Below are 22,928 nucleotides of genomic sequence, written 5' to 3'. Positions count from 1 at the left end.
TCAGCCTCAGTTCACGATGAGCACCAGCCCCCGGCTAGGCACCGTATCGGCCTCGCCTGGCATCGAGACATAGGGCGGCGTCTCCTCGGCGCGGGTGACGATGCCTTGCGCCTCGAGCTCGGCGATCCGCGCGGCAAAACCCATGTCCCACAGAGTGTTCTTCACCGTCAGCACGATCACTCCGCCCGGCCGGCAGATGCGGATCAGCTCGTCCAGACCCTCGGCTCCGACATGGCCCGACGTGAAGACGCCGGCTGAGATGATCCCGGCATAGGCATCATCCACGAAGGGGAGCGGCCCGCCAAGCGCCAGGCAGTGAAGCGCCGAATAGACGCCCTTTCGCGCCGCTTGCGCCAGCATTCCTTCCGAGATGTCGAGCGCCTCGACCTGCGGATAACCGGTAATGGCGAGCCACTCGCCGATGAGCCCGGTGCCGGCGCCGGCATCGAGCAGAGGTGCGGCGCCGCGCGGCAGATGGCGGGCCAGCAAGGCAAGGCAGATGGTGGGATGGCGATAGCCGGCCGCCGACATGTCGGCGTCGTAAGTGCCGGCCCAGCTGTCGTAGAGCGCGGCTACGTCTTCCGGCCGCTTCGCCGCATAGGCTGCGGCGAGTGCGCTCTGCTGTTTGCTGTCCGTCATTGCTGTTCCGTCGCCTGGTATTGATCCGCTACGCGATGATAGCCAAACGGCGAAAACTGTGGAACCGTCGTCGCGACAATAAAGATGGGAAAAGGAGCGAAAGCCATGGCGGATGAGCAGGCACGCGCCGCGCTTGCGGCCATTCCGATGCTGGCCGGCTATGACGGCCCGCTGGAGCGGCTCGGCGGCCTGACCAACCTCGTCTTCAGGGGTAAGGATTTCTGCCTGCGTATCCCCGGCAAGGGTACCGAGGAATACATTAACCGCGCCAACGAGGCAGTGGCGGCCCGGGAAGCGGCAAAGGCCGGCGTCAGCCCGGAAGTGCTGCATGTCGATGCCGAGACGGGCGTGCTGGTGACCCGCTTCATCGCCGGCGCCGAGACGATGTCGCCGGAAAAATTCAAGACCCGAGCGGGCAGCCCGGCACGCGCCGGCAAGGCCTTTCGCAAGCTGCACACATCCGGCGCGGTGTTCCCCTTCCGCTTCGAGCTGTTTGCGATGATCGACGATTATCTGAAAGTGCTGTCAACCAAGGACGTCGCGCTGCCTGCCGGCTACCACGATGTGGTCCGCGAGGCGGAGGCAGTGCGCTCAGCACTTGCGGCTCAACCTCTGCCGATCGTCGCCTGCCACTGCGACCCGCTCTGCGAAAACTTTCTCGATACGGGCGACAGGATGTGGATCGTCGACTGGGAATATTCCGGCATGAACGATCCGCTCTGGGATCTCGGCGACCTCAGCGTCGAAGGGCAATTCGACGCCGCGCAGGACGAGGAAATGATGCTGGCCTATTTCGGCGGCGAGCCGAGACCGGCGGAGCGCGCCCGCATCGTCATCTACAAGGCGATGTGCGACCTTTTGTGGACGCTGTGGGGACTGATCCAGCTTGCCAACAAAAATCCGGCCGACGACTTTCGCGCCTATGCAGACGGCCGGTTTGCGCGCTGCAAGGCACTGATGGAGATGCCGGAATTTTCGCGGCATCTCGCGGCGGTGCGCCGGGGTTAATTCACACCCTTCGGTACGTTTTCGGGCGGTACCGTGTCGACCACCTTCTGGCGGTGGAAGATGAACAGGCCGGCCAGCACGACGATGGCCGAGCCGATCAGGATGCGCGGCCCAGGCACATCGCCGAAGAAGGCGAGGCCGAAGACCACTGCCCACAACAGCAGGCTGTAATGCAGCGGCGCCAAGGTCGAGGCCGGCGCCAGCTTCAACGCCCTGGTGATCATCAGATGCGCGCCGCAGGAGACGATGCCGAGAAGCAGCATGGCGCCGAAATCGAGCGAGGACGGCGTCCTCCAGCTGCCGAGGGTCAGCGCAGCGCCGACCAGCAGCGTGCCGATGGTTTGCCAGGTGACCAGCGAAGTGTCGCTGGTGCCGCGCAGCCGCCGATTGAGGATGATGGCGAAGGCAAAGGAAATGCTGCCGGCGAGCGCGAACATCGAGGACAGCGAGAACGCGGCCGACGACGGCTTCAGCATGATCAGCACGCCGCAGAAACCGACCAGGATAGCCGCCCAGCGGCGCCAGCCGACCCTTTCGCCGAGCAAAAAGTGCGACAGCGCCGCGACGTAGATCGGCCCGGCCATGTAGAAGCTCATCACATCGGCGAGCGGCAGATAGACGACCGCCGCGTAGAACAGCGCCGTATCAAGCGTCGTCATCACCACGCGCAGCAGCTGCAGCTCCGGCCGCTCCATGAGAAACAGCTTGGCCGCCCCTTGATGTGCAATCATCGGCCCGAGTATGAAAAACGCGCCGATCGAGCGGATCAGCACGACCTGGCCGACGGAAAAACTGGCGACCAGCCACTTGCCCATCGCATCGTTCAGCGCAAACAGGAAGTCGCCGGCGAGCATCAGCAGGATGCCGGCCAGCAGCACGTTCCTGATCGTCGAATTCTGGGCTGCGGGCTGCGCCATTCCGTTACCGGTTCCTCGCCGTGGGGTACGGTGACCCGCGTCGTAGTCGCAAGCTGCGGCCGTGACGAGGCGAAAATCGAGAATTCGGTAAGACCAGCGCCGGAAATCGGCTGGACTAAGCGTGGCGCCGGTTCACCGTGCCCGGCCTTCCGGCGATCGAAAGCCGCGTGTCCTGCCGGCTGCGCTCGGCCACCACCTTGCCCCTGGCAATGACGCAGAGACGCTCTGGGCGCAGCCGCAGCGCCTCGACTGGGTTGCCGGCATCGAGAACGACCAGGCTGGCGCGCTTGCCGACCGCCAGGCCAAGGTGGTTGAGGCCCATGATGGCGGCATTGACGTTGGTGACCATGTCGAAGCAGCGCGCCATCTCGGCCGGGCTCGACATCTGGGCGACATGCAGGCCCATGAAGGCGACGTCGAGCATGTCTGCGGTGCCCAGCGAATACCAGGGGTCGAGCACGCAATCCTGGCCCCAGCCGACGCGGATGCCGTGCGCCAGCATCTCCTTGACCCGCGTCAGGCCGCGGCGCTTGGGAAAGGTGTCGTGGCGGCCCTGCAGCATGATGTTGATCAGCGGATTGGGGATCGCCGAAACGCCGGCCTCGGCAATCAGCGGCAATAGCTTCGAAACGTAGTAATTATCCATCGAATGCATCGATGTCAGGTGCGAGCCGGCCACTCTGCCCTGCAACCCGAGCCGCTGCGTCTCATAGGCCAACTGCTCGATGTGGCGCGATAGCGGATCGTCGGTCTCGTCGCAATGCAAGTCGACCATCAGGCCGCGTTTGGCCGCGATCTCGCAGAGCTCGGTGACGGAGCGCGTGCCGTCGGCCATTGTGCGCTCGAAATGCGGAATGCCGCCGACTACATCGACGCCTATGTCGAGCGCCCGGATGGTGTTGCTGCGCGCCGTCGGCGAGCGATAGAAGCCGTCCTGCGGGAAGGCGACCAATTGCAGGTCGATATAGGGGGCAACGGTCTTCTTCACGTCGAGCAGCGCTTCGACCGCCAGCAGGCGGTCGTCGCAAACATCGACATGGGTTCGGATCGCGAGCAGGCCCATCGACACCGCCCAGTCGCAATAGGCAAGCGCACGGTCGCGCACCGCCTCATGGGTCAGAAGCGGCTTCAGCTCGCCCCAAAGCGAGATGCCTTCGAGCAACGTGCCCGAGACATTGATGCGCGGAATGCCGAGCGAAAGCGTTGCGTCCATATGGAAATGCGGATCGACGAAAGGTGGCGAGACCAGATTGCCACGGGCATCGATCGCCGTGCCGGCGCTGACGTTCAGCTCGGGCTCTATCGCTGCGATCGTTTCGCCGACGATACCGATATCGGCGATCCTGCCGTCGGGCAGCGTGCCGCCGCGCACCACAAGGTCGAAATCCATCTATCGCCACCTCGTTCAAAAAGGCATTTCTTTCCATGCAGCGTGCTACCGCAAGGCGGAACCTTCAGGCGCGGCTTTCCCTTCTCCCCTTGTGGGAGAAGGTGGCCGAGCGAAGCTCGGTCGGATGAGGGGTGTTCCAGCTCGGCATCCCCTGCACTCCGTCCAGCACCCCTCAACCGTCTCGGCGCTGCGCGCCGATCCACCTTCTCCCACAAGGGGAGAAGGAAAGGCCCTATTCCGGCACGTACCGCACCGCCCCCTTGGCGGCACTTGTCGCCATCGCCGCATAGGCGCGCAAGGCCGTCGTCACCTTGCGCTTGCGCTTTTCCTCGGGCTTCCAGGCAGTTGGTCCCTTCGCCTCCATCGCCGCACGACGGGCGGTGAGCTCCGCGTCGTCGACGGCAAGCCTGATGGTGCGGTTGGGGATGTCGATCTCGATCGTGTCGCCTTCCCTGACCAGCCCGATCAGCCCGCCTTCAGCCGCTTCCGGCGAGACGTGGCCGATCGACAGGCCGGAGGTGCCGCCGGAAAAACGACCGTCGGTGATCAGTGCGCAGGCTTTGCCGAGGCCCTTCGATTTGAGATAGCTGGTCGGATAGAGCATTTCCTGCATGCCGGGGCCGCCGCGCGGGCCTTCATAACGGATAACGACGACATCGCCGGCCTTGATCTCGTTCGACAGGATCGCCTTGACGCTGGCGTCCTGGCTTTCGAACACTCTTGCCGGACCGGTGAATTTCAGGATCGATTCATCGACACCGGCCGTCTTCACGATGCAACCGTCGAGCGCGAGATTGCCTTTCAGCACGGCAAGGCCGCCATCCCTTGAGAAAGGATGTTCGGCCGAGCGGATGACGCCCGTCTCGCGATCGAGATCGAGATCGTCCCAGCGGCGGTCCTGGCTGAAGGCGACCTGCGTCGGCACGCCGCCGGGTGCCGCGAGGAAGAAGTCGCGGACATTCCGGCTTGAGGTGCGGGAGATATCCCAATGATCGAGCGCTTCGCCGAGGCTTGCGGTGTGCACCGTCGGCAGGTCGCGGTTGATCAGCCCTGCGCTATCCAACTGGCCGAGGATCGCCATGATGCCGCCGGCGCGGTGGACGTCCTCCATGTGGACGTCGGCCTTGGCCGGCGCCACCTTGCACAGCACCGGCACCCGCCGCGACAGCCGGTCGATGTCTTCCATGGCGAAGTCGACCTCGCCCTCATGTGCCGCGGCGAGGATGTGCAGCACGGTGTTGGTCGAGCCGCCCATGGCAATGTCGAGCGTCATGGCGTTCTCGAAGGCGCCCTTCGAGGCGATGCTGCGCGGTAGCGCGGTGTCGTCGTCCTGCTCGTAATAGCGCTGGGCGAGATCGACGATCAGATGGCCGGCCTCGACGAACAGGCGCTTGCGGTCGGCATGCGTCGCCAGCGTCGAGCCGTTGCCGGGCAGCGACAGGCCGAGCGCCTCGGTCAGGCAGTTCATCGAATTGGCGGTGAACATGCCCGAGCACGAGCCGCAGGTCGGACAGGCCGATCGCTCGATGATCTTGACGTCCTCGTCGGACACCTTGTCGTCAGCGGCCGCGACCATGGCGTCGACCAGGTCAAGCGCCTGGCTCTTGCCGGCGAGCACCACCTTGCCGGCCTCCATCGGCCCGCCGGAGACGAAGACGGTCGGGATGTTGAGGCGCAGCGACGCCATCAGCATGCCCGGCGTGATCTTGTCGCAATTCGAGATGCAGACCATGGCGTCGGCGCAATGCGCGTTGACCATGTATTCGACCGAGTCGGCGATCAATTCTCGCGACGGCAGCGAATAGAGCATGCCGTCATGGCCCATGGCGATGCCGTCGTCGACGGCTATGGTGTTGAATTCCTTGGCCACGCCGCCGGCCTTTTCGATCTCGCGGGCAACCAGCTGGCCTAGGTCCTTCAGATGGACATGGCCCGGCACGAACTGGGTGAAGGAATTGACCACGGCGATGATCGGCTTGCCGAAATCCGAATCCTTCATCCCGGTGGCGCGCCACAGACCGCGAGCGCCGGCCATGTTGCGGCCATGGGTGGTGGTGCGGGAACGGTAGGCGGGCATTGAACTGTCCTTGCTGTCTGCTCGCGCCGCACAGGCGCGGAAAACCGGAATTGAGCCGCAGGCCTTATAGACGCCAAGCTCTGGTCTGGCCACAATTTTGCGCTGCGCCAGGGCGCGGAACGAGCGCCAGCCAAAGACGCAGCCGGTCCAGGCCGTAAAAAAGTCAGAGGTGTTGTCGGATCGGGTCTCGCTCGAGCGTCCTTAGGCAGACGGCGGGGCCGGGCATCAATCGCCAGCCGGCCGTTTTGCGAGTGAAAACAAAGCCAAAACCAGTCCGAGGAGCAAGAGAATGCAAAAGATCACCCCCTGCCTGTGGTTCGACGACCAGGCCGAGGAGGCCATGAACCATTACATCTCCATCTTCAAGAATTCGAAGGTGCTGAGCGTGATGCGCTGGCCCAAGGGCAGCGGCGATAATGAGGGCAAGGTGCTGATGGTCTCATTCGAGCTCGACGGCGTTCAGTTCCAGGCGCTCAACGGCGGGCCGCAATTCAAGTTCACCCAGGCAGTCTCGCTCTCCATCGACTGCAAGACGCAGGAAGAGGTTGACTATTTCTGGGACAGGCTCATCGCCGGCGGTGGCGAGCCCAGCCAGTGCAGCTGGCTGAAGGACAAGTTCGGCCTCTCCTGGCAGGTCGTTCCCGAGCAGTTGCCCAAGCTGCTGCTGGACCCCGACAGGGAAAAGGCCGGCCGGGTGATGCAGGCGATGATGCAGATGAGCAAGATCGACATCGCCAAGATCGAAGAGGCAGCCAGGGGGTGAACGAACGCGGTCTTGCCTTCCCTCCTGTGGGAGAAGGTGGATCGGCGCGAAGCGCCGAGACGGTTGAGGGATGCTGGACGGAATGAGACGTTGGTGTTTCCTGGAACACCCCTCATCCGTCGCCTTCGGCGACACCTTCTCCCCCAAGGGGAGAAGGGAAGGGGCGCATCAAGCCGCTTTGTCGCGGACCTGATAATCCTTTACCGCCGCAAAGCGGATCGCCTTCCAGCGCTCGGCCTCGTAGTTGAGCGAGAAGGCGTGCTGGGCGAGGAACACCGGATCGTTGTCGAGGTCGCGGGCAATGTCGCCGCGATGCGCCTCGATGAAGCGCTGGAGCTCGGCCTTGTCGTCGGCCGAGATCCAGCGGCAGACCGAAAAGCGCGACATCTCGAAATCGACCGGCAGTGTGTATTCGAAGTTCAGCCGCTCTTTCAGGACATCGAGCTGCAGGGCGCCGACGACGCCGACGATGGCCGGCGAGCCGTCCTCCGGCGAGAACAATTGCACGACGCCTTCCTCGGCCATCTGGTGCAGCGCCTCCTTGAGCTTCTTGGCCTTCATCGCGTCGCCGAGGCGGACGCGGCGCAGGATTTCCGGCGCGAAATTCGGCACGCCGCGAAACAGGATCTCCTCGCCTTCGGTCAGCGTGTCGCCGATGCGCAGCGTGCCGTGGTTGGGAATACCGACGACATCGCCGGCAAACGCCTCGTCGGCGGTGACGCGGGTGCGGGCGAAGAAGAATTGCGGCGCCGACAGGCTCATCGGCTTCCCCGTGCGCACCAGCTTGGCCTTCATGCCGCGCTCGAGCTTGCCGGAGCAGACGCGGACGAAAGCGATACGGTCGCGGTGGTTGGGGTCCATATTGGCCTGGATCTTGAAGACGAAGGAGGTCATCTTGTCCTCGGTCGCCTCGACCTTGCGCGTGTCGGCCTCCTGCGCGCGCGGCGGCGGCCCATAGGCGCCGAGCGCCTCGATCAGGTCGCGCACGCCGTAATTGCGCAGCGCCGAGCCGAAATAGACCGGTGTCAGATGGCCTTCGCGAAAGGCTTCCAGATCGAGCGGGCGGCAGGCCTCGCGCGCCAGCTCCAGCTCCTCGATGAAAGCCTCCCGGTCGTTCTCCGGCAAGAGACCGGCGACACGGTTGGAATCGGGGCCGTTGACCGGCGTGCGCTCCTTTTCAGCGTCGCCCTTGCGCACAGCATTCAGCGCCAGATGGTAGGTCCCGCAAAAGGTCTTGCCGCGGCCGATCGGCCAGGTGATCGGTGCGGTATCAAGCGCCAGCTTCTGCTCGATCTCGTCGAGGATGTCGAACGGGTCGCGGCTTTCTCGGTCCATCTTGTTGACGAAGGTGATGATCGGGATATCGCGCAACCGGCAGACCTCGAACAGTTTCAACGTGCGCGGCTCGATGCCCTTGGCGGCGTCGATGACCATCACCGCGCTGTCGACCGCCGACAGCGTGCGATAAGTGTCGTCGGCGAAATCCTCGTGGCCGGGCGTGTCGAGCAGGTTGAAGACAGTGTCCTCATATTCGAAGGTCATCACCGAGGTGACCACCGAAATGCCGCGCTCGCGTTCGATCTTCATCCAGTCGGACCGGGTCTGGATGCGGTCCTTCTTGGCCTTGACCTCGCCGGCAAGCTGGATCGCACCGCCGAACAAAAGCAGCTTTTCGGTGAGCGTCGTCTTGCCGGCGTCGGGGTGAGCAATGATCGCGAAAGTGCGGCGGCGCGATACCGCTTGTTCGATGTATTCAGCCAATTTCATGGAATCCTGTCTGTGGCGCGGGCTTTTAGCAGCGCTTTCTCTGCCTGTCGACGGTTTTGGGCTAATGGGCTCGGCCGAAGGGACATGCCGGTTTGTCGTTGCGACCGAATAGGACCCTGTCCTAGCGAGCCAACGGCACAGATTGCGGCTGTTCAGATGAGAAGATACTCTCCCGCTATGTCCACGCTACCATGATTTGCTTCTGGTAAGGGTGGCTGGTGGCCGACGCCCCTGCCGCCGAGCCAGGTAATCGACTGGATCTCCGAGCGGTTTATGCCGACGTCGCGCAACAGGTAGTCCGGCAGTTCGTAAAGCAATGCGCGGTCACGCCGGATGCGGATGATGCGGGCTAAGGCGCGTGGAACGGCGAGCCACATTTCGACGATTGCGGCGACGAACCGCGAACTATCGGGATGATCGGCGATTAAATCCGGCTCTGTATGTCCGATCAGCATGGCAATATTTCCTGTGGTTCGAGGGATGGGAGACACGGTTCCGAGATGTCGGCCGCGGAATGTTGGGAGAGCCATGCAATGGCCCTCCTGGGCGCTGCGTAACACCAGTCAAGACATGTCGTGTTCGCAGCTCACATAAGGGTTCCAGTCGGCGAACATGCCGGCCGGATTGTGCCGCCAGTGCCAGACGTGAAGCTCGTAGTAGGGGTCCACGGGATGAACGCCCACCGTCGTCTTGCGCTGGAGAGTGCGTCCGAGAAACTCGGGAACACCCTTGCCCTTCCAGTCCTTCTCGAAGACTATATATTCCATGCCAACGAGCTGCATGGAGCCGTCGGGCTCAGGTTCGTAGGTCAGCACGTCCGGCTCGCCGAGCACCAGCTTGCCGTCACCGGCACGACCGGGATGGATGAAGTGTACACCCATCGTGCCGTGCTCGTCATGTATCGTGCATTCGAACAACTGCTGGTAACCGTCGGCTTTGGCGACCTCGATGCTGAGGTATTTGGCCGCCATCTCCCGCGACCGGTTGAGGACCGGGTCAGGTATGTCATGAGCATCCGCCGCGCCGCAGAAGAATGCCGAGATTGCCACGGCGAGCACAATATCTGAAAAGAGCTTCACGATCCGTCCCTCCCTGCTAGGCCTGAGCGTAGGCGGTCGTTGGATCGAACAGGCGCTTCACCTGTGTGATCTTTGTGGCCGGGAAGCCGCTCATCTTGGCATGGCGCTGGATTATCGCTTCGTCCTTCGCGAGGTAGACGCAGAACGTTTTGTCATCCGCAACGAACGACTCCACCCACTGAATTTCCGGGCCGAGTTCGGCAAGAACAGCGTTCGAAGCCTTGGATGCCTCGCGAAGCTGCTCTCGCTCGAAAGTGCCGACCTTCGGAATGTCCCTTTCAATGATGTACTTATGCATTTTCCTAGTTTCCTTGTGTTGGGTTCAAATGTCGCCGGACGGCCGATCGCTGCCGATGACATCCCCGGGGTTGCTGAGCTAAAATGCTCCTTGGCCGGCCAGGCACATGGAGAATGACAGGAGGGGCGGCCAACAGTCCTTACGCCGCTCTTATCTTCTTCTGATCCTTTGCCCATTGTCGTAGGAGGAATGCTGCCGATGGGGATGTATTGCTTCGGTGACTTCGAGCTGAACGAGGAAGCTCGCGGTCTTCGCCTCGCCGGCAGGGAGATCGAGGCGCAACCTCTGGTCTTCGATTTCCTCGCCATTCTTCTGCGCCATCGGAGCCGGGCTTTGAGCAAGGAAGAGTTGCTCGAAACGCTGTGGCCGGGCGTCACGGTGACCGAAGCCTCGCTGCAGCGTGTTGCCAGCCTGGCTCGCAGCATCCTTCGCCAGGGCGGCATGGAAACGGCACTGCGCAACCTGCCGCGGTTCGGCTACCGGATGTGTCTCGATCCGCCAGCCGTTTCGGAACGAGCGCCGACTCTCCCTGATCCGTCGACTGCGCATTCGAGCGCTAGCTTGCAGATCTTGGCCGCGCGGGCGGCTGCTTCGGCCAGGAAATGGTATGAGGCCGCGGCTTTGTTCGCCGAAGCGGACACTGCCGACGAGCTGGTCACCGCCGATCTCGAGGAATGGGCGCTGGCTCTGGAATGCATGGGGCGGCCGGCCGAAGCCATCCCGCCGCTGACGCGTGCCGTGAGGGCATACAGCATTGCTGGGCAAGGTTCGCGGGCCGCTGCTCCGGCAATCACACTTGCGCGGATCCACCTAGAGCGAGGAGAGCTTGCCGTCGCCAAGGGCTGGCATCAGCGCGCGGCAGCATTGATCGGCACCGCCACCGATAGCCGGGAGCACGGCCTTTGGTGTTGGATGGGGTCGCGGATCAAGGCCGCGGACGCGGAACCGGAACAGGCGCTGGCGTTTGCCGAGCAGGCCTGCGTCGTCGGCAAACATCTGGAAGATCCGGTCGTGGAGTCGCTCGGCCTTGTCTATCGTGGTTTTTTCAAGCTTTGCCTTGGCGACACCCAATCCGGACTGGAAGACCAGGACGCCGCCGCCGCCCTCGGTTTGTCCAGCGACGTCGATCCGGTGGTCGGCGGAATTCTCTATTGCAACGTCCTTTGGGCCTGCCGAAATTTCGGCGACTGGTCGAGAGCAAACCAGTGGACCCTCGGTTACGAGAATTGGTGCAGGGGCCACGGGCTAGAGGATCTGTCGGGCTCGTGCCGGTTGCATCGGGCCGAGGTGCTCGGCGTGCACGGCACGCTGAAGGAAGCGGAAGCATTGGTGCGCACCGCCCTCGACCAACTTGCGCTCGATGCGCCTTGGGCGATGGGCGACGCGTTGCGCGTGTTAGGCGACATCCATCTTGCGGCAGGGGACCTCACCGAGGCGGAAGCTGCGTATCGTGGCGCCCATGCGGTCGGCTGGGACCCTCAGCCGGGCCTTGCATTGCTGCAGCTCGAGCAAGGACAGGCAGAAGCCGCGTTCAGCGCTCTCGAGCGGTCCCTGATCGGGTCCGCCTGGCCGACCTTGCAGCGTCGGGGTTTGATTCTCGCCACTCTGGCAAAGGTGGCGGCACGAACGGATCGACTGGAGCGCGCGAAGCAGGTCATCGCCGAACTGGAAACCCAGCCACAGCGCTGGCCGATGGCATCTATCCGGGCGCTCACCTCGGAAGCCAAGGCCGAGCTTTTCATACGGGAAGGCCGCTTGGCCGAGGCCATTGGAGAACTGCAAGTTGCATACTCGCGCTGGAATGAGATCGGTTCGGCGATTAATGCCGCCGACGCCCGGCTCTCGCTTGCGGCTTTGCTCATTCAATTGGGTGATCGCACCGGCGCAGAACTGGAACTTGGCACCGTGCTGACGGTCGCAAGGAAAGTCGATTCGTCACGGCTTATGCGCCGATACGAAACCTTGAAGGCGCTGCTCGGCGGCACAAATAGAGAGGCACCCGCGTAAGAAGCTGCGGCGGCGTGATAACGTCACGCCGGTTCGGCGGCATGGCTCTCGAAGGCTATCTCGGGAATCCACTCGGCAATGGCGGCGCCGATCCTCTCGGCATGGTCCTCCTGCAGATAATGCGCGCCGGGTCCGAGATCGATCAATCGGCAGTTCTTCAGGCCGGCCGCGAATTCCCGTGCCGCCTGCGGCGAGACGAGAGCGCCCGGATCGCCTGAGAAAAGCAGCTTCGGGTAGGAAGAAGCCCGGAGCGCCCGATGGTCGTTCTCACTGATGGCGGCGACGTCGGCGGGCTGGCCTTCGATCGGCAGGTCGCGCGGCAGCCTCAGGATCGGCTTGCGCGATCGCGGTGTCGGGAACGGCGCCCGGTAGGCGGCCATTTCAGCATCGCTCATCGTGCGCAGAACCGAGGCCGGCAGCACCTTTTCGACGAAAACATTGTCTTCCAGAACAAGCTTCTCACCGATGCCAGGCGTGCGCATTGCCTTGAACAATTCGCGCGCCTGCGGACGCTGGTGGAAATCGTCCCAGCTCTCGAAGGGGCGGATGAATTCCATGAAGGCGAGGCCGAGGATCTGCTGCGGCCGCCGGGCGGCGAGATGGAAGGCAAGCGCGGTACCCCAGTCCTGCGCGACGACCACCATCTCGGTGATGCCAAGCGTCTCGATGAAAGCGTCGAGATAGCGGACGTGGTCGAAGAAGCGATAGTCGATGTCCGGCTTGCCGGATTGGCCATAGCCGATCAGGTCGGGCGCGATGCAGCGGCCGAATGGCGCCACATGCGGGATGATGTCGCGCCAGATGTAGGACGACGTCGGGTTGCCGTGCAGGAAGAGTACTGTCGGGCCAGCCGTGCCTGCCTCGACATAGGAAATGGTGGAATCGAGTACCGCGACTTGCGAGCGCGGCAACATTCTGCGCTTTTCGAGTTTCGGGTTCATCGGATCAGCTCCTTTTTGCGAAGACTGTTTTGAAGACGATGTTCTTGAAACGCTCGAGCGGTTCGGGACTGCGCTCCACCTTCATGCGCAGCATCGCGCCTTGCCAGGAACTCAAAAGGAAATCGGCGAGATCCTCGGCATCGAACGCGTCGGTGATATCGCCGGCCGCCTGGCCCTCGGCGATGCATTCGGCAAAGGGCTTGCGCCAGCGTTCGAAAATGGCGACGAGTTGCAGCCTCAGCGCCTCACTGTGAGCCGCCGTCTCGAGGCTGAGATTGCCGATCATGCAGCCCCGTGCCCAATCATGCGCCTCCAGCTTCGACGTGATGATTTCGAGATAGCGGCGCAAGCGCCCGACCGGGGGCGTGCCGTCCCGGGCAAGGGCCTGCTCCACCAAACCGCTCACATAGGCGAAATAGCGGTCCAGCACCTCGCCGGTGAACGCCTCCTTGGAGGCAAAATGATTGGTGAAGGACCCCGGACGGGCATCGGCCGCGGCGACGATGTCGCGTACGCCGGCGGCCGAATAGCCGGAACTCCAGATGGTTTTGAAACCGGCGTCGAGAAGCTTTTCGCGAAGTGAATGTCTAGCCATGCCGGGACAATACGTACGTACGTATTAGAGTCAAGAGGCATATTTTATACCGCGCGCTCTTGGCAGAACCCACGGGCAATGGCATCGCAGTGGTGGTGTTGGAACGAGGAGTGAAGCATGGCAGCGGCGAGACAAGTCATCGTCATCGGCGCCGGCATCATCGGCGCCTCCATCGCCTGGCACCTGACCAGAGCCGGAGCAAAGGTGACGGTCATTGCCGGCAGCGGCACCGGCGGCGTTGCGACACCGAATTCCTTTGCCTGGATCAATGCCAGCTGGGGCAATCCAGAGCTGTACTTCCGGCTGCGCGTTCGCGCTATGGCCGAATGGACGCGGCTGGCGAACGAGGTGCCCGGCATCCCGTTGCAATGGTGCGGTGGCCTGTGCTGGGACCTGCCCGCGGCCGAACTGGAAGCCTATGCCGCCGAACATTCCTCATGGGGCTATGGCATCGAGCGTGTCGACCGCGCCGCCGCAGCACGCATCGAGCCAAACCTGACCGAGCTTCCCGACTTCGCCCTTTATGTCGCCAAGGAAGGTGTCGCCGAACCGGTCGCTGCTACGCAAGCGTTGCTGACCGACGCCGAACGGCGCGACGCGCGGCTGCTGACGGGAGTTACCGCGACCGCGCTTGTGCAGGCCAACGGCAGGATTGCCGGCGTCGATACATCCGGCGGGCGGATTGCTGCCGACGAGGTGGTGATCGCGGCCGGAGCCGGCTCTCCGGCACTAGCGGCAACAGCCGGGATAGAACTGCCGATCGAGACGCCACCCGGCTTGATCGTGCACTCGCGCCCCTACGAAAAGCTGCTCAACGGGCTGGTGATCGGCGACCGCCTGCATATGCGCCAGACAGCGGAAGGCCGCGTCATCGCCGGCTCGGATTTCGGCGGCGCCGATCCCGGCATGGATGCCGCGGCCACCGCCCGCGACCTGTTTGCGGCGATGAAGGCGATGCTGCGCGGCGCGGATGGGCTGGAACTCGATTTCCACACCGTTGGCTACCGGCCGACGCCGGTCGATGGCTTTCCCATCATAGGCCGCGCCGAAGGCACGGGCGGCGTCTACGTCGCCGTTATGCATTCCGGCATCACGCTGGCGCCGGCCGTCGGCCTGTTCGCCGCCCGCGAAATCCTCGACGGCGAGCGCGATCCGCTGCTTGATCCCTACGGGCTGGCGCGGTTTACTCAATAACCGGGCGGCCGGCGAAAGCCGCCGGCCAGCGGCTCGATGGCCCTGGCGATCCCGAGCAGGCGCGACTCCGACCAGCGTTTGCCAACAAGTTGTAGTCCGATGGGCAGGCCGTCGCGATCCTGTCCGCAGGGCAGCGACAGTGCCGGGTGGCCGCTGTAGTTGAACACCGCGCCATAGGCCGGCAGCATCCAGTAGCTTTGCTTCTCGCCGTCGACCTCGATCGGCGTTCCCGGCTCGCAATGCGCGAAGGCGGTGACCATGGCGACCGGGCACAGCAAGGCGTCGCAACCGTCGAAGAACCGTTCCCATGCCAGGATGGAGCGGTCGCGGCGGGCGAGCGCCTCGAACCAGCGCGAGACCGGCGTCGGCTTCTCCGGCGGTTCGGGCTGCGCCGCCTCCAGCATCATGCCGATCAGGACGCCGCCCTGCTTCAGGTCGTCATGCAGGTCGAGCTCCGGCAATTCGGCTTCCTCGACGATGGCGCCCGCAGCCTGAAGCGCTTTTGCCAGACTTTCGACCGCCGCGCTGATCTCGCCGGCCACTGGAAAGCCCGGAAAGGACGGCGCGACGGCAATGCGCAAATTTTTGAGGTCCAGCTCCGGCATGGTTTCGACCGGGACCGGCGCAAGGTCGGTATCGCTTCCATCCGGCCCGGCGATGAGGCCGTAGATGAGCGCCAGGTCCTCGACGCTGCGCGCCAGCGGTCCGAGGCAGGACATCAGCCGCACGCTGCGCGGCGCCCCGCCTGGATCGGGGAAGGCGCCGGCGAGCGAGACGCGGTGCTCGGTCGGCTTGAGGCCGTAGACGCCACAAAAGGCGGCCGGCAGCCGGATCGAATCCTGCATGTCGGTGCCGACCTCGAACGGCGTCATTCCGGTGCTGAGCGCCGCCGCCGCACCGCCACTGGAGCCGCCGGCGGTGCGCTGGAGATCCCAGGGATTGCCGGTGCGGCCGAATAGCGGATTGCTCGACTGCCAGTCGCCCAGCATCGTCGCCACGTTCGTCTTGCCCACCAGTATGCCGCCTGCCGCCTTTAGCCGGACAACGACCGAACTGTCTGCCCTCGGGGCATAGTCGGCGAAGGCCGGGAAGCCGACGGTGGTTCTCATGCCAGCGGTTTCGTGCGTGTCCTTCAGTGTGAACGGCAGGCCATGCAGCGGCCCAAGTGCCTCGCCGCGCGCCTGCGCTTCGTCGGCTTTCTTCGCTCGAGCGCGAGCCCCCTCCCTGTCGAGCGTGACGACGGCATTGGCCGCCTCATTGTGCCTGTCGATCTGCGCCAGATGCTCGTCCAGCACTTCTATTGCGGAAACCGTACGGTCGCGGATGGCCGCGGCCAGTTTGGTGGTCGAGGAAAAGACGATATCCATCATGACCGCTCCGGGCTATCGCGTCGCGCTCCTCAAAATGGTGGATTGCGGCGCGGCTTCAAGCCTGGCTCGGCATTTCGACGACGGCGGCGCTTGATCGGGATTGCGCTGCCGGGATGTTTTGAGGGGGCGCTGTACCGCGGCCTCGCCGCGATCGGCACCTCTACGGCTTACCGTCCCCGGTTATGCGTCCGTTCGTAGAGCTCACGGATGATGCCGCTTGCCGTGGTCTCGAACAGAAACGGCAAGAAAGCATGAATGAGCGCGGCAAAGGCCGCCATGAACAATCGCGACGAGAACCATGCGGCGAAAGCCATATGGCCGAAATAGCTCTCGCCGACCGCGGCCGGGTGAGAGGTGAAAAGTCTTGCGAGCCGTGCTGTCATGTCGATCCCTCCTGCCGGCATGAAGAGCCAGCGATGAATATCCTGCCACGGCTATCAGGTTCATCGGTCTCAAATTGTCCTTGTCTAAAGCCAAATTTTGGGACAAACATCCCACATGATGGCGGAAATCGACGAAATTGACCGGAGATTGCTGGCCGAGCTGCAACGCGACGGCACGCTGTCCGTCGACCAGCTCTCGGCAAGAATATCGCTGTCGCGCAATGCCTGCTGGCGCCGGGTCAAGCGGCTGGAGGAAGACGGCATCATTACCGGTCGGGTGGCGCTGGTCGACGCCGACAAGCTCGGACTCGGCCTTTCGGTGTTCATCCTGATCCGCACCTCGAACCACGATCCCGACTGGCTGCAAAGATTCCGGGCGGCGGTGACCGGCTTTGCCGAGATCACCGGCGCCTACCGCATGTCCGGCGATCTCGACTATGTGCTGCGCGCCCGCGTCGCCGACGTGAAGGCCTATGACCGGCTCTACCAGCGGCTGATCGCCAAGGTGGCGCTGTCGGACGTTTCGGCCTCTTTCGTCATGGAGGAGATCAAGGAGACCACGGTCGTTCCGATGGAACTGCGCTGAGGCGGAACTGCGCTGAAAGAAAGCCGTTGATAGCATTGCCGCCGAGTTGACTGAACCAGCGTTCGCGACGATAGGATCAGCCTTATGCGCGCAGCACCTTATCCTACCTCCGTCATCGGTCCGGCTGTCGGTTTCGTCAGGCTGCCGCATGGCGAGGGCTTGCCGCTTCCCGCCTATGAGAGCTCGGGCGCTGCCGGCATGGACCTGCGCGCCGCCGTCCCCGACGACAGGCCGCTTTTGATCCTGCCGGGAAAGCGCGCGCTGGTGCCGACCGGGCTGGTCCTGGAAATTCCGGAGGGCGTCGAAGGCCAGGTCCGGCCGCGTTCGGGCCTCGCTTTCAAGCACGGGCTCACCTGCCTCAACACGCCGGGCACCATCGACAGCGACTATCGCGGCGAGGTCAAGGTGCTGCTGATCAATCTCGGCGACGAGGATTTCGCGGTGACGCGCGGCATGCGGATCGCCCAGATCGTTTTCGCCCCGGTAACGCAGGCGACCGTCGAGGAGCGCACATTGGCCGGCGGCACAGCGCGCGGCTCGGGCGGCTTCGGATCGACCGGCACTGTTTGATGAAAATACCCAAACTCGTCATCTTCGATTGCGACGGGGTCTTGGTCGATACCGAGAACCTGGCCAATCGGCGCCTCGCCGAATGGTTGACCGCGGCAGGCTTTCCGGCCAGCTTCGAATATTGCCGGAGGAATTTCTCCGGCCGCAGCATGGTCTCGGTGCAGAAGGAAGTCGAGGCGACCGGCGTCAGCCTTGGCGCCGATTTTGTCGAGCGCTGGAACGCCGGCCTGCCGGACCTGTTCGCACATGGCGTCGAGGCCATCCCCTACGTTCGCGAGTTCATCGAAACCGTGCACGCCGCCGGCATCGCCACCTGCGTCGCCTCGTCGGCACGGGTGTCGAAAATGCACATCACACTCGGCCAGACCGGGCTGCTGCCGCTGTTCGAGCATGCGCTGTTCAGCTCGACCATGGTCTCGCGCGGCAAGCCGTTCCCCGACCTCTTCCTGCATGCGGCAGCGACGATGGGCTTCGCGCCCGCCGACTGCATCGTCATTGAGGACAGCGTCGCCGGGACGACAGCCGGCATCGCCGCCGGCATGCGCGTCTATTCCTACCACGGCGACCCGCTTTCCGACCGCGATGGACTGATCGAAGCTGGCGGCATCCTGTTCGATGACATGCGTGAACTGGCCGGGCTGGTGCCGATCCACTGACCGGCAGGCTGCATGCGCATCCGGTCTCAGACCGGGCGTGGGGCTCCAAGTACTCGGTCGACCGTGTCGCGTATGAGAGTGCGCAGCTTGGCCGGCCTGTCGAGATGACTGACGACAAGGAGGCCGTCGGCCGCCACCGTTAGCGCGTCCGCTGTGCGGTCCGGATCGGGATTTGCGTCCGCGATCAGCAGATCCCTGAGGATACCCCACTTCCAGTGACGATGCTGATCGATCGCCTGGCGAACCGGGCTGCTGGGATCCGGATATTCAGCGGCGGCATTCTGAAACGGGCAGCCGCGGTAGCCCGGCTGATCTGCCGCATCGGCGATGAGATCGAATATCGCAAGAATCGTCTGCCGAGGTGGCCGCCGCCCAAGCTTCGCGATTGCCGCCCGTCCTCCCTTGCTGAGCTCCTCGACGTAGGCGCGGACCAGATCGTCCTTGGCCGCGAAATGATGATAGAACGTGGCCTTGGCAACGCCGGCCTCGGCGATGATGCGGTCGATGCCGACTGCGCGCACCCCCTCCAGAGAAAACAGCGCGGTCGCCGTATCGAGGATGCGACGACGCGCAAGACTTTCGGGACGATCGTTGATTCGGGCTGCGGACATGCCTTGACTATATAGCAGACAGGTCTGTATACATCCATATGTAGACAGACAGGTCTACCTACTAATGAAGGAAAGGCGAACATGGCTTCGATAGTCAGGGAAATCATCGTAGATGCTTCACCGGAAAGCGTATGGGCGACGGTCGGCGACTTCGCCGGCGGCGCCCAACGGATAGCCCCAGGCGTTTTCGTCGACTGCAGGGTGGATGAGGACGACGTACGGGCCCTTACTTTCGCCGACGGCAAGATTGTGCGAGAGCGGCTCATCGCCGGCGACGAGCAGAGCCGGCGCATCGTGTGGGGATGGCTCGGCGATGAGGTCACCCACGATAACACCTCCATGCAGGTCTTTGCCGAGGGCGAGGGCCGGAGCCGCCTGGTCTGGATCCATGACACTCTGCCGGACGAACTCGGCGCGTGGCTCGCAGCCGCCATGGATCAGCTGGTGCCGGTTTTCCAGCAGACCCTGGCGACCGAAGCCAAACCAACATAGCGAGGCAACGCCAGGTGTTTCCTCTTGGCCGCAAAATGCTCTAGCTTGCGCGCGCCCGACATAACGAGCGCGCGCATGGCCTTCTCGCTGGTTCGTTTCATCCTTGCCTGCCTGCTGCTGCCTTGTCTTTGGACGACGGCCAGCGCCGAGGCCGTCAGTTTCCCGGAGCTCGGCAGCGCCGTCCCCGGCCACGGCGATGTCACCTATCTCGACCTCGCCAGGATGGTCATTCCCGATCTGGCCGCGGACAAGGACGGCTTTTTCCGGGGTTCGACGCCGATCGAGATGCGCCACATCGCTGGTCCGGACTACGACGGCTCCCCGCCGGCGACGTCGGGTCTTTCCAACGCCGGCGTGCTCGGCATCAAGGCCGGCGGCAAGGAGCGGCTGACCATGCTGTTCGACCTTGGCGACTCGCCTGACAGCGCCGAGGGCTATGCCGTGCTGGCACTCTATGACATCACCGGCAAGCCGGCGCTGCTCGACGCGGTCAATGTCGCCGTCGACCGCATCACCTATCTTCGCGATCCGGGCAAGCTGCCGATCGGGCCTGGTGACGACGCTATCATCAGCATGAGCATGCATTTCAATTCGAGCCAGGGCTATGGGATCACGCCGCTGATCATGGTCCGCAACGACAGGTTCGAGCTGATCGACATGATCTACACGTTCGACGAAAACCTCTGCACTCATAGGAGGACACAGAATGCGGCGTTCCAGGTGATCGCCGACGGCCAGCCTTATGCAGCCATCAAGGTCACAGTGACCGACGCGACGCTACCGGGAGAAGAAAGCTGCGACGGCCAGCCGCCGCCAGAGGCGTCTTCGCGCGACATTTCCGTCACCTATCATTGGAACAAAAATGCTTCGCGCTACGTCAAGGATTCCGATGCGCTGGACCGATTGGCAGATGACAACGCCAAACGCTTCTGAGCCAACCGCATTTGTTTGCCCGGCGCCTTCCGCCGGGCTAGAATTTGCCTCACATTCTGCACTGGAGGGGAGCATCCATGGACAAGGGTAAGATTTTTCGCGACCTGCATGCCTCGATCTTCGTCATGGCCAATTCCTGGGACGTCGGGACGACCAAGCTCTTGGCTTCGTTCGGCTTCAAGGCGCTGGCCACGACCAGCGCCGGCTTTGCCTTTTCGCGCGGCCTGCCCGATGGTGCGGTGACGTTCGAGGCGATGATCCATCATTGCCGTGAAGTGTCGGCGGCGACCGGGCTGCCGGTTTCGGCCGATCTCGAAAAGGGCAAGGGCGACAGCGCAGCAAGTGCCGGCGAGACCATCTTCGCCGCCGAGGCGGCTGGCCTCGCCGGCTGCTCGATCGAGGACCATACTGGCGAGCCCGACAAGCCGATCTATGATTTTGCGCATGCCGTCGAGCGCGTCGCGGCGGCGGCAGAATCGGCACGGGCACTGAAACGCGATTTCGTCTTCACCGCGCGGGCCGAGAATTTCCTGTGGGGCAAGCCCGATCTTGACGATACGATCAAGCGGCTGCAGGCCTTCGAGAAGGCCGGCGCCGACGTGCTCTATGCACCGGGGCTGGGCGACATCGAGATGGTTCGAACCGTCTGCTCGGCGCTGACCAAGCCGGTCAACGTCATGGCCAGGCCCGGCTTCACCATCGCCGACCTGGCCACGGCGGGGGTAAAGCGGGTCTCGCTCGGTCCATGGCTCACCAATTTCGCCTTCGGCATGCTGGAGACCGCGGCGCGCGAGATCCAGCAGGATGGCACCTTCGGCTTCACCCGCGCCGCCATGCCGTTCGGCAAGCTGCAGGCGCTGTTTGCCAAATCTTCAGCCTAGGTCGGGCCCAGCGAATGACCCTCACCGTCGTCGACATGCACACCGGCGGCGAGCCGCTGCGGATCGTCACCGGCGGCTACCCCGACATTCCCAAGGGCACGATCCTCGAAAAGCGTGCCTATGTGCGCGACCATCTCGATCATCTCAGAAAGATCCTGATGTTCGAGCCGCGCGGCCATTATGACATGTATGGCGCGCTGCTGGTGGAGCCCGACCTGCCGGGCGCCGACCTCGCGGTGCTGTTCATGCACAATGAGGGCTATTCGACGATGTGCGGCCACGCCATCGTCGCGCTCGGCCGATACGCCGTCGACGAGCGGCTGGTGGCGCCACGCGAGCCGCTGACGACCGTCAACATCGAGGCGCCATGCGGGCTGATCTCGGCTGCGGTCGAGGTGAGGGATGGCAAGGCCGGTGCGGTGTCCTTCGAAAGCGTGCCGGCGTTTCTGTTCGCCCGCGACCGGCGGATCGAGCTGCCGGGCTATGGTCCGGTCGGCTTTGACATCGCCTATGGCGGCGCCTTCTATGCGCTCGCCGACTGCCGCCAGTTCGGGCTGGAATTCGGCAGGAACCGGGTGCGCGATTTCGTCGATGCAGCGACCGCGCTGACCGATAAGCTCAAGGCCGAATTGCCGCTGTCGCATCCCGACCATGCAGATCTCGCCTTTCTCTACGGCACCATCCTGACCGACGGACAGGATGCGTTCTCCGATACGCCGACCAAAAACATCTGCGTTTTCGCCGAAGCCGAGGTCGACCGTTCGCCGACCGGCTCGGGCGTCACCGCGCGGCTGGCGGCAATGCACGCCAAAGGCCAGATCGAGATTGGCCGGACGCGGCTGTTCGAGAGCATCGCCGGCTCGCGCTTTTCCGGCGCGGTCGCACGCACGGCCACAGCCGGGCCGCATGATGCCATCATCGCCCGCGTCGGCGGCCGCGCCTATTACTCAGGACGGGCCGAATTCATCGTCGAGGACGATGATGAACTGGGCAGGGGTTTCCTGCTGCGCTAGCTCGCTTCCCGCGCCGAGATCGCCTTGTGCAGATGCACCATCATGGCGGCGGCGAACAGCGGCGTCAAAAGATTGAGCAGCGGCACGGCCAGGAAAGCGGCGACGACCAGCCCGGCCAGGAATACGGTGACCGCGTGCTTTCTGCGCAGCGCCCTGGCCTCGGCCTCCGGGCGAAAGCGCATGGTGGCGAACTCGAAGAACTCGCGCCCGAGCAGATAACCGTTAACGATGAAAAAAGCGGCGATGTTGATGCCCGGCACCAGCAGAAGCAGCAGAGCGATGATGTTGCCGAGGATGACGACGCCGAAGAACCTGATCGCCAGCACCAGCGAGCGCAGCGCCGGCACGGCGCGGCCGGGCGGATCGTTGGGATAGTCGGTGCGCTCGACCACTTCGGCGACGTCGTCAAGGAACAGGCCGGCGATGATCGCCGTCACCGGCGCGATAAAAAGCGCCAGCCCCAGCGCAAGGCCGACGCCGGCAACAACGGCGCCCAGCCATCCGGCCCAGGAGGGAAGGGCGGGCAGCCATGCATCGATCCACGGCCAGGCCAGCCATTCGAACAGGCTCTTTATTCCGAACCACAGCGCCGCCAGTGCCAGCAAGGTCAGCCCCAGTGTCTTCACGAACACGGAACGGAATTCGGGCGAGAATAGCCGGCTCAAGGCGGCGCGGGCGGCATCGAGGATCACGGCGTTTCCAATTCCCTGTCAAACATGCCCGTGGCTGATATCTCCGAATAGGCGGAGACCGCCCAA

General features: G+C 63.8%; 25 protein-coding genes and 1 pseudogene. 12 read left to right on the top strand and 14 right to left on the bottom strand.

Annotated features, from left to right (window positions below; all coding sequences use genetic code 11):
* Positions 1 to 6: 6 nt before the first annotated feature.
* The gene (locus NKH17_RS03060; protein WP_352479863.1) at positions 7 to 639 is read right to left on the bottom strand and encodes a class I SAM-dependent DNA methyltransferase; all 633 of its coding nucleotides are present in this window, start codon (positions 637 to 639) and stop codon (positions 7 to 9) included.
* A gap of 105 nt (positions 640 to 744) precedes the next feature.
* Here NKH17_RS03060 and NKH17_RS03055 point away from each other — a divergent pair, with 105 nt between their 5' ends.
* Positions 745 to 1,647 (top strand): phosphotransferase, encoded by a 903-nt coding sequence (locus NKH17_RS03055; RefSeq protein ID WP_352479864.1) that lies wholly within the window; start codon positions 745 to 747, stop codon positions 1,645 to 1,647.
* On the opposite strand, the gene NKH17_RS03050 is transcribed toward NKH17_RS03055, so the two are convergent.
* The 3 genes from NKH17_RS03050 to ilvD form a co-directional block, all read right to left on the bottom strand.
* On the bottom strand, positions 1,644 to 2,564 hold the full coding sequence (locus tag NKH17_RS03050) for a DMT family transporter (protein WP_352479865.1): 921 nt from the start codon (positions 2,562 to 2,564) through the stop codon (positions 1,644 to 1,646). The genes NKH17_RS03055 and NKH17_RS03050 overlap by 4 nt on opposite strands.
* Before the next feature lie 115 nt (positions 2,565 to 2,679).
* Complete coding sequence (locus NKH17_RS03045) at positions 2,680 to 3,954, bottom strand: amidohydrolase family protein (RefSeq protein ID WP_352897405.1); 1,275 nt, start codon at positions 3,952 to 3,954, stop codon at positions 2,680 to 2,682.
* 232 nt (positions 3,955 to 4,186) lie between these two features.
* On the bottom strand, positions 4,187 to 6,031 hold the full coding sequence (gene ilvD, locus NKH17_RS03040; protein ID WP_352479867.1) for a dihydroxy-acid dehydratase: 1,845 nt from the start codon (positions 6,029 to 6,031) through the stop codon (positions 4,187 to 4,189).
* 289 nt (positions 6,032 to 6,320) lie between these two features.
* Between ilvD and NKH17_RS03035 the strand changes: the two genes are divergently transcribed.
* A complete protein-coding gene (locus NKH17_RS03035; protein ID WP_254816135.1) occupies positions 6,321 to 6,794 on the top strand; it encodes a VOC family protein in 474 nt (157 codons plus the stop codon).
* Between the two features lie 168 nt (positions 6,795 to 6,962).
* On the opposite strand, the gene NKH17_RS03030 is transcribed toward NKH17_RS03035, so the two are convergent.
* The 4 genes from NKH17_RS03030 to NKH17_RS03015 form a co-directional block, all read right to left on the bottom strand.
* On the bottom strand, positions 6,963 to 8,561 hold the full coding sequence (locus NKH17_RS03030) for a peptide chain release factor 3 (protein ID WP_502901893.1): 1,599 nt from the start codon (positions 8,559 to 8,561) through the stop codon (positions 6,963 to 6,965).
* Positions 8,562 to 8,713: 152 nt separating this feature from the next.
* Positions 8,714 to 9,016, bottom strand: a complete 303-nt coding sequence (locus tag NKH17_RS03025) for a YjiS-like domain-containing protein (protein ID WP_352479869.1) — start codon at positions 9,014 to 9,016, stop codon at positions 8,714 to 8,716.
* Positions 9,017 to 9,124: 108 nt separating this feature from the next.
* Positions 9,125 to 9,640 carry a hypothetical protein gene (locus NKH17_RS03020; protein ID WP_352897401.1) on the bottom strand — a complete coding sequence of 172 codons (516 nt, stop codon included), beginning with the start codon at positions 9,638 to 9,640 and terminating at the stop codon, positions 9,125 to 9,127.
* A gap of 16 nt (positions 9,641 to 9,656) precedes the next feature.
* Complete coding sequence (locus NKH17_RS03015; RefSeq protein ID WP_254816139.1) at positions 9,657 to 9,938, bottom strand: DUF4242 domain-containing protein; 282 nt, start codon at positions 9,936 to 9,938, stop codon at positions 9,657 to 9,659.
* Between the two features lie 189 nt (positions 9,939 to 10,127).
* Between NKH17_RS03015 and NKH17_RS03010 the strand changes: the two are divergent.
* Both NKH17_RS03010 and NKH17_RS03005 read left to right on the top strand, forming a co-directional pair.
* A pseudogene (locus tag NKH17_RS03010) lies at positions 10,128 to 10,412 on the top strand (winged helix-turn-helix domain-containing protein); the annotation flags it as partial.
* 147 nt (positions 10,413 to 10,559) lie between these two features.
* Positions 10,560 to 11,945 carry an ATP-binding protein gene (locus tag NKH17_RS03005; RefSeq protein ID WP_352970130.1) on the top strand — a complete coding sequence of 462 codons (1,386 nt, stop codon included), beginning with the start codon at positions 10,560 to 10,562 and terminating at the stop codon, positions 11,943 to 11,945.
* A 23-nt stretch (positions 11,946 to 11,968) separates the two neighbouring features.
* Here the strand turns inward: NKH17_RS03005 and NKH17_RS03000 are convergent, their stop codons facing one another.
* Together NKH17_RS03000 and NKH17_RS02995 are read right to left on the bottom strand one after the other, a co-directional pair.
* Positions 11,969 to 12,886: a haloalkane dehalogenase gene (locus NKH17_RS03000; RefSeq protein WP_352897397.1), complete on the bottom strand. Its 918-nt coding sequence runs from the start codon at positions 12,884 to 12,886 to the stop codon at positions 11,969 to 11,971.
* Between the two features lie 4 nt (positions 12,887 to 12,890).
* Entirely contained in the window at positions 12,891 to 13,481 is a 591-nt protein-coding gene (locus tag NKH17_RS02995) for a TetR/AcrR family transcriptional regulator (protein ID WP_352702454.1), read from the bottom strand.
* A 117-nt stretch (positions 13,482 to 13,598) separates the two neighbouring features.
* Here NKH17_RS02995 and NKH17_RS02990 point away from each other — a divergent pair, with 117 nt between their 5' ends.
* Entirely contained in the window at positions 13,599 to 14,675 is a 1,077-nt protein-coding gene (locus tag NKH17_RS02990) for an NAD(P)/FAD-dependent oxidoreductase (RefSeq protein ID WP_352897395.1), read from the top strand.
* Here the strand turns inward: NKH17_RS02990 and NKH17_RS02985 are convergent.
* Positions 14,669 to 16,042 (bottom strand): amidase, encoded by a 1,374-nt coding sequence (locus NKH17_RS02985; RefSeq protein ID WP_352897474.1) that lies wholly within the window; start codon positions 16,040 to 16,042, stop codon positions 14,669 to 14,671. The two genes, NKH17_RS02990 and NKH17_RS02985, sit on opposite strands and share 7 nt — an antisense overlap.
* Before the next feature lie 170 nt (positions 16,043 to 16,212).
* Entirely contained in the window at positions 16,213 to 16,428 is a 216-nt protein-coding gene (locus NKH17_RS02980) for a DUF6356 family protein (protein ID WP_023717932.1), read from the bottom strand.
* A 115-nt stretch (positions 16,429 to 16,543) separates the two neighbouring features.
* Here NKH17_RS02980 and NKH17_RS02975 point away from each other — a divergent pair, with 115 nt between their 5' ends.
* The 3 genes from NKH17_RS02975 to NKH17_RS02965 all read left to right on the top strand — a co-directional run bounded on the left by NKH17_RS02975 (position 16,544) and on the right by NKH17_RS02965 (position 18,240).
* Positions 16,544 to 17,014 carry an Lrp/AsnC family transcriptional regulator gene (locus NKH17_RS02975; protein WP_352808026.1) on the top strand — a complete coding sequence of 157 codons (471 nt, stop codon included), beginning with the start codon at positions 16,544 to 16,546 and terminating at the stop codon, positions 17,012 to 17,014.
* 84 nt (positions 17,015 to 17,098) lie between these two features.
* Entirely contained in the window at positions 17,099 to 17,584 is a 486-nt protein-coding gene (dut, locus tag NKH17_RS02970) for a dUTP diphosphatase (protein ID WP_352808027.1), read from the top strand.
* Positions 17,584 to 18,240 carry an HAD family hydrolase gene (locus NKH17_RS02965; protein ID WP_352808028.1) on the top strand — a complete coding sequence of 219 codons (657 nt, stop codon included), beginning with the start codon at positions 17,584 to 17,586 and terminating at the stop codon, positions 18,238 to 18,240. The genes dut and NKH17_RS02965 overlap by 1 nt, the downstream gene beginning before the upstream one ends.
* Before the next feature lie 26 nt (positions 18,241 to 18,266).
* On the opposite strand, the gene NKH17_RS02960 is transcribed toward NKH17_RS02965, so the two are convergent.
* Positions 18,267 to 18,851, bottom strand: a complete 585-nt coding sequence (locus NKH17_RS02960; RefSeq protein WP_352808029.1) for a TetR/AcrR family transcriptional regulator — start codon at positions 18,849 to 18,851, stop codon at positions 18,267 to 18,269.
* An 81-nt stretch (positions 18,852 to 18,932) separates the two neighbouring features.
* Here NKH17_RS02960 and NKH17_RS02955 point away from each other — a divergent pair, with 81 nt between their 5' ends.
* The 4 genes from NKH17_RS02955 to NKH17_RS02940 all read left to right on the top strand — a co-directional run bounded on the left by NKH17_RS02955 (position 18,933) and on the right by NKH17_RS02940 (position 22,170).
* Entirely contained in the window at positions 18,933 to 19,343 is a 411-nt protein-coding gene (locus NKH17_RS02955) for an SRPBCC family protein (RefSeq protein WP_352897392.1), read from the top strand.
* 75 nt (positions 19,344 to 19,418) lie between these two features.
* Positions 19,419 to 20,276: a hypothetical protein gene (locus tag NKH17_RS02950; protein WP_352808030.1), complete on the top strand. Its 858-nt coding sequence runs from the start codon at positions 19,419 to 19,421 to the stop codon at positions 20,274 to 20,276.
* A 77-nt stretch (positions 20,277 to 20,353) separates the two neighbouring features.
* Complete coding sequence (locus NKH17_RS02945) at positions 20,354 to 21,157, top strand: isocitrate lyase/PEP mutase family protein (RefSeq protein WP_352897390.1); 804 nt, start codon at positions 20,354 to 20,356, stop codon at positions 21,155 to 21,157.
* 14 nt (positions 21,158 to 21,171) lie between these two features.
* Complete coding sequence (locus NKH17_RS02940; protein ID WP_352479880.1) at positions 21,172 to 22,170, top strand: proline racemase family protein; 999 nt, start codon at positions 21,172 to 21,174, stop codon at positions 22,168 to 22,170.
* Here the strand turns inward: NKH17_RS02940 and NKH17_RS02935 are convergent.
* Complete coding sequence (locus NKH17_RS02935; protein ID WP_352479881.1) at positions 22,167 to 22,862, bottom strand: sulfate transporter family protein; 696 nt, start codon at positions 22,860 to 22,862, stop codon at positions 22,167 to 22,169. The genes NKH17_RS02940 and NKH17_RS02935 overlap by 4 nt on opposite strands.
* Positions 22,863 to 22,928: the final 66 nt, after the last annotated feature.

This window comes from Mesorhizobium sp. M1334 (genome assembly GCF_040317995.1).
Classification (GTDB): domain Bacteria; phylum Pseudomonadota; class Alphaproteobacteria; order Rhizobiales; family Rhizobiaceae; genus Mesorhizobium.
This window is presented reverse-complemented; position numbering and strand designations above follow the sequence as displayed.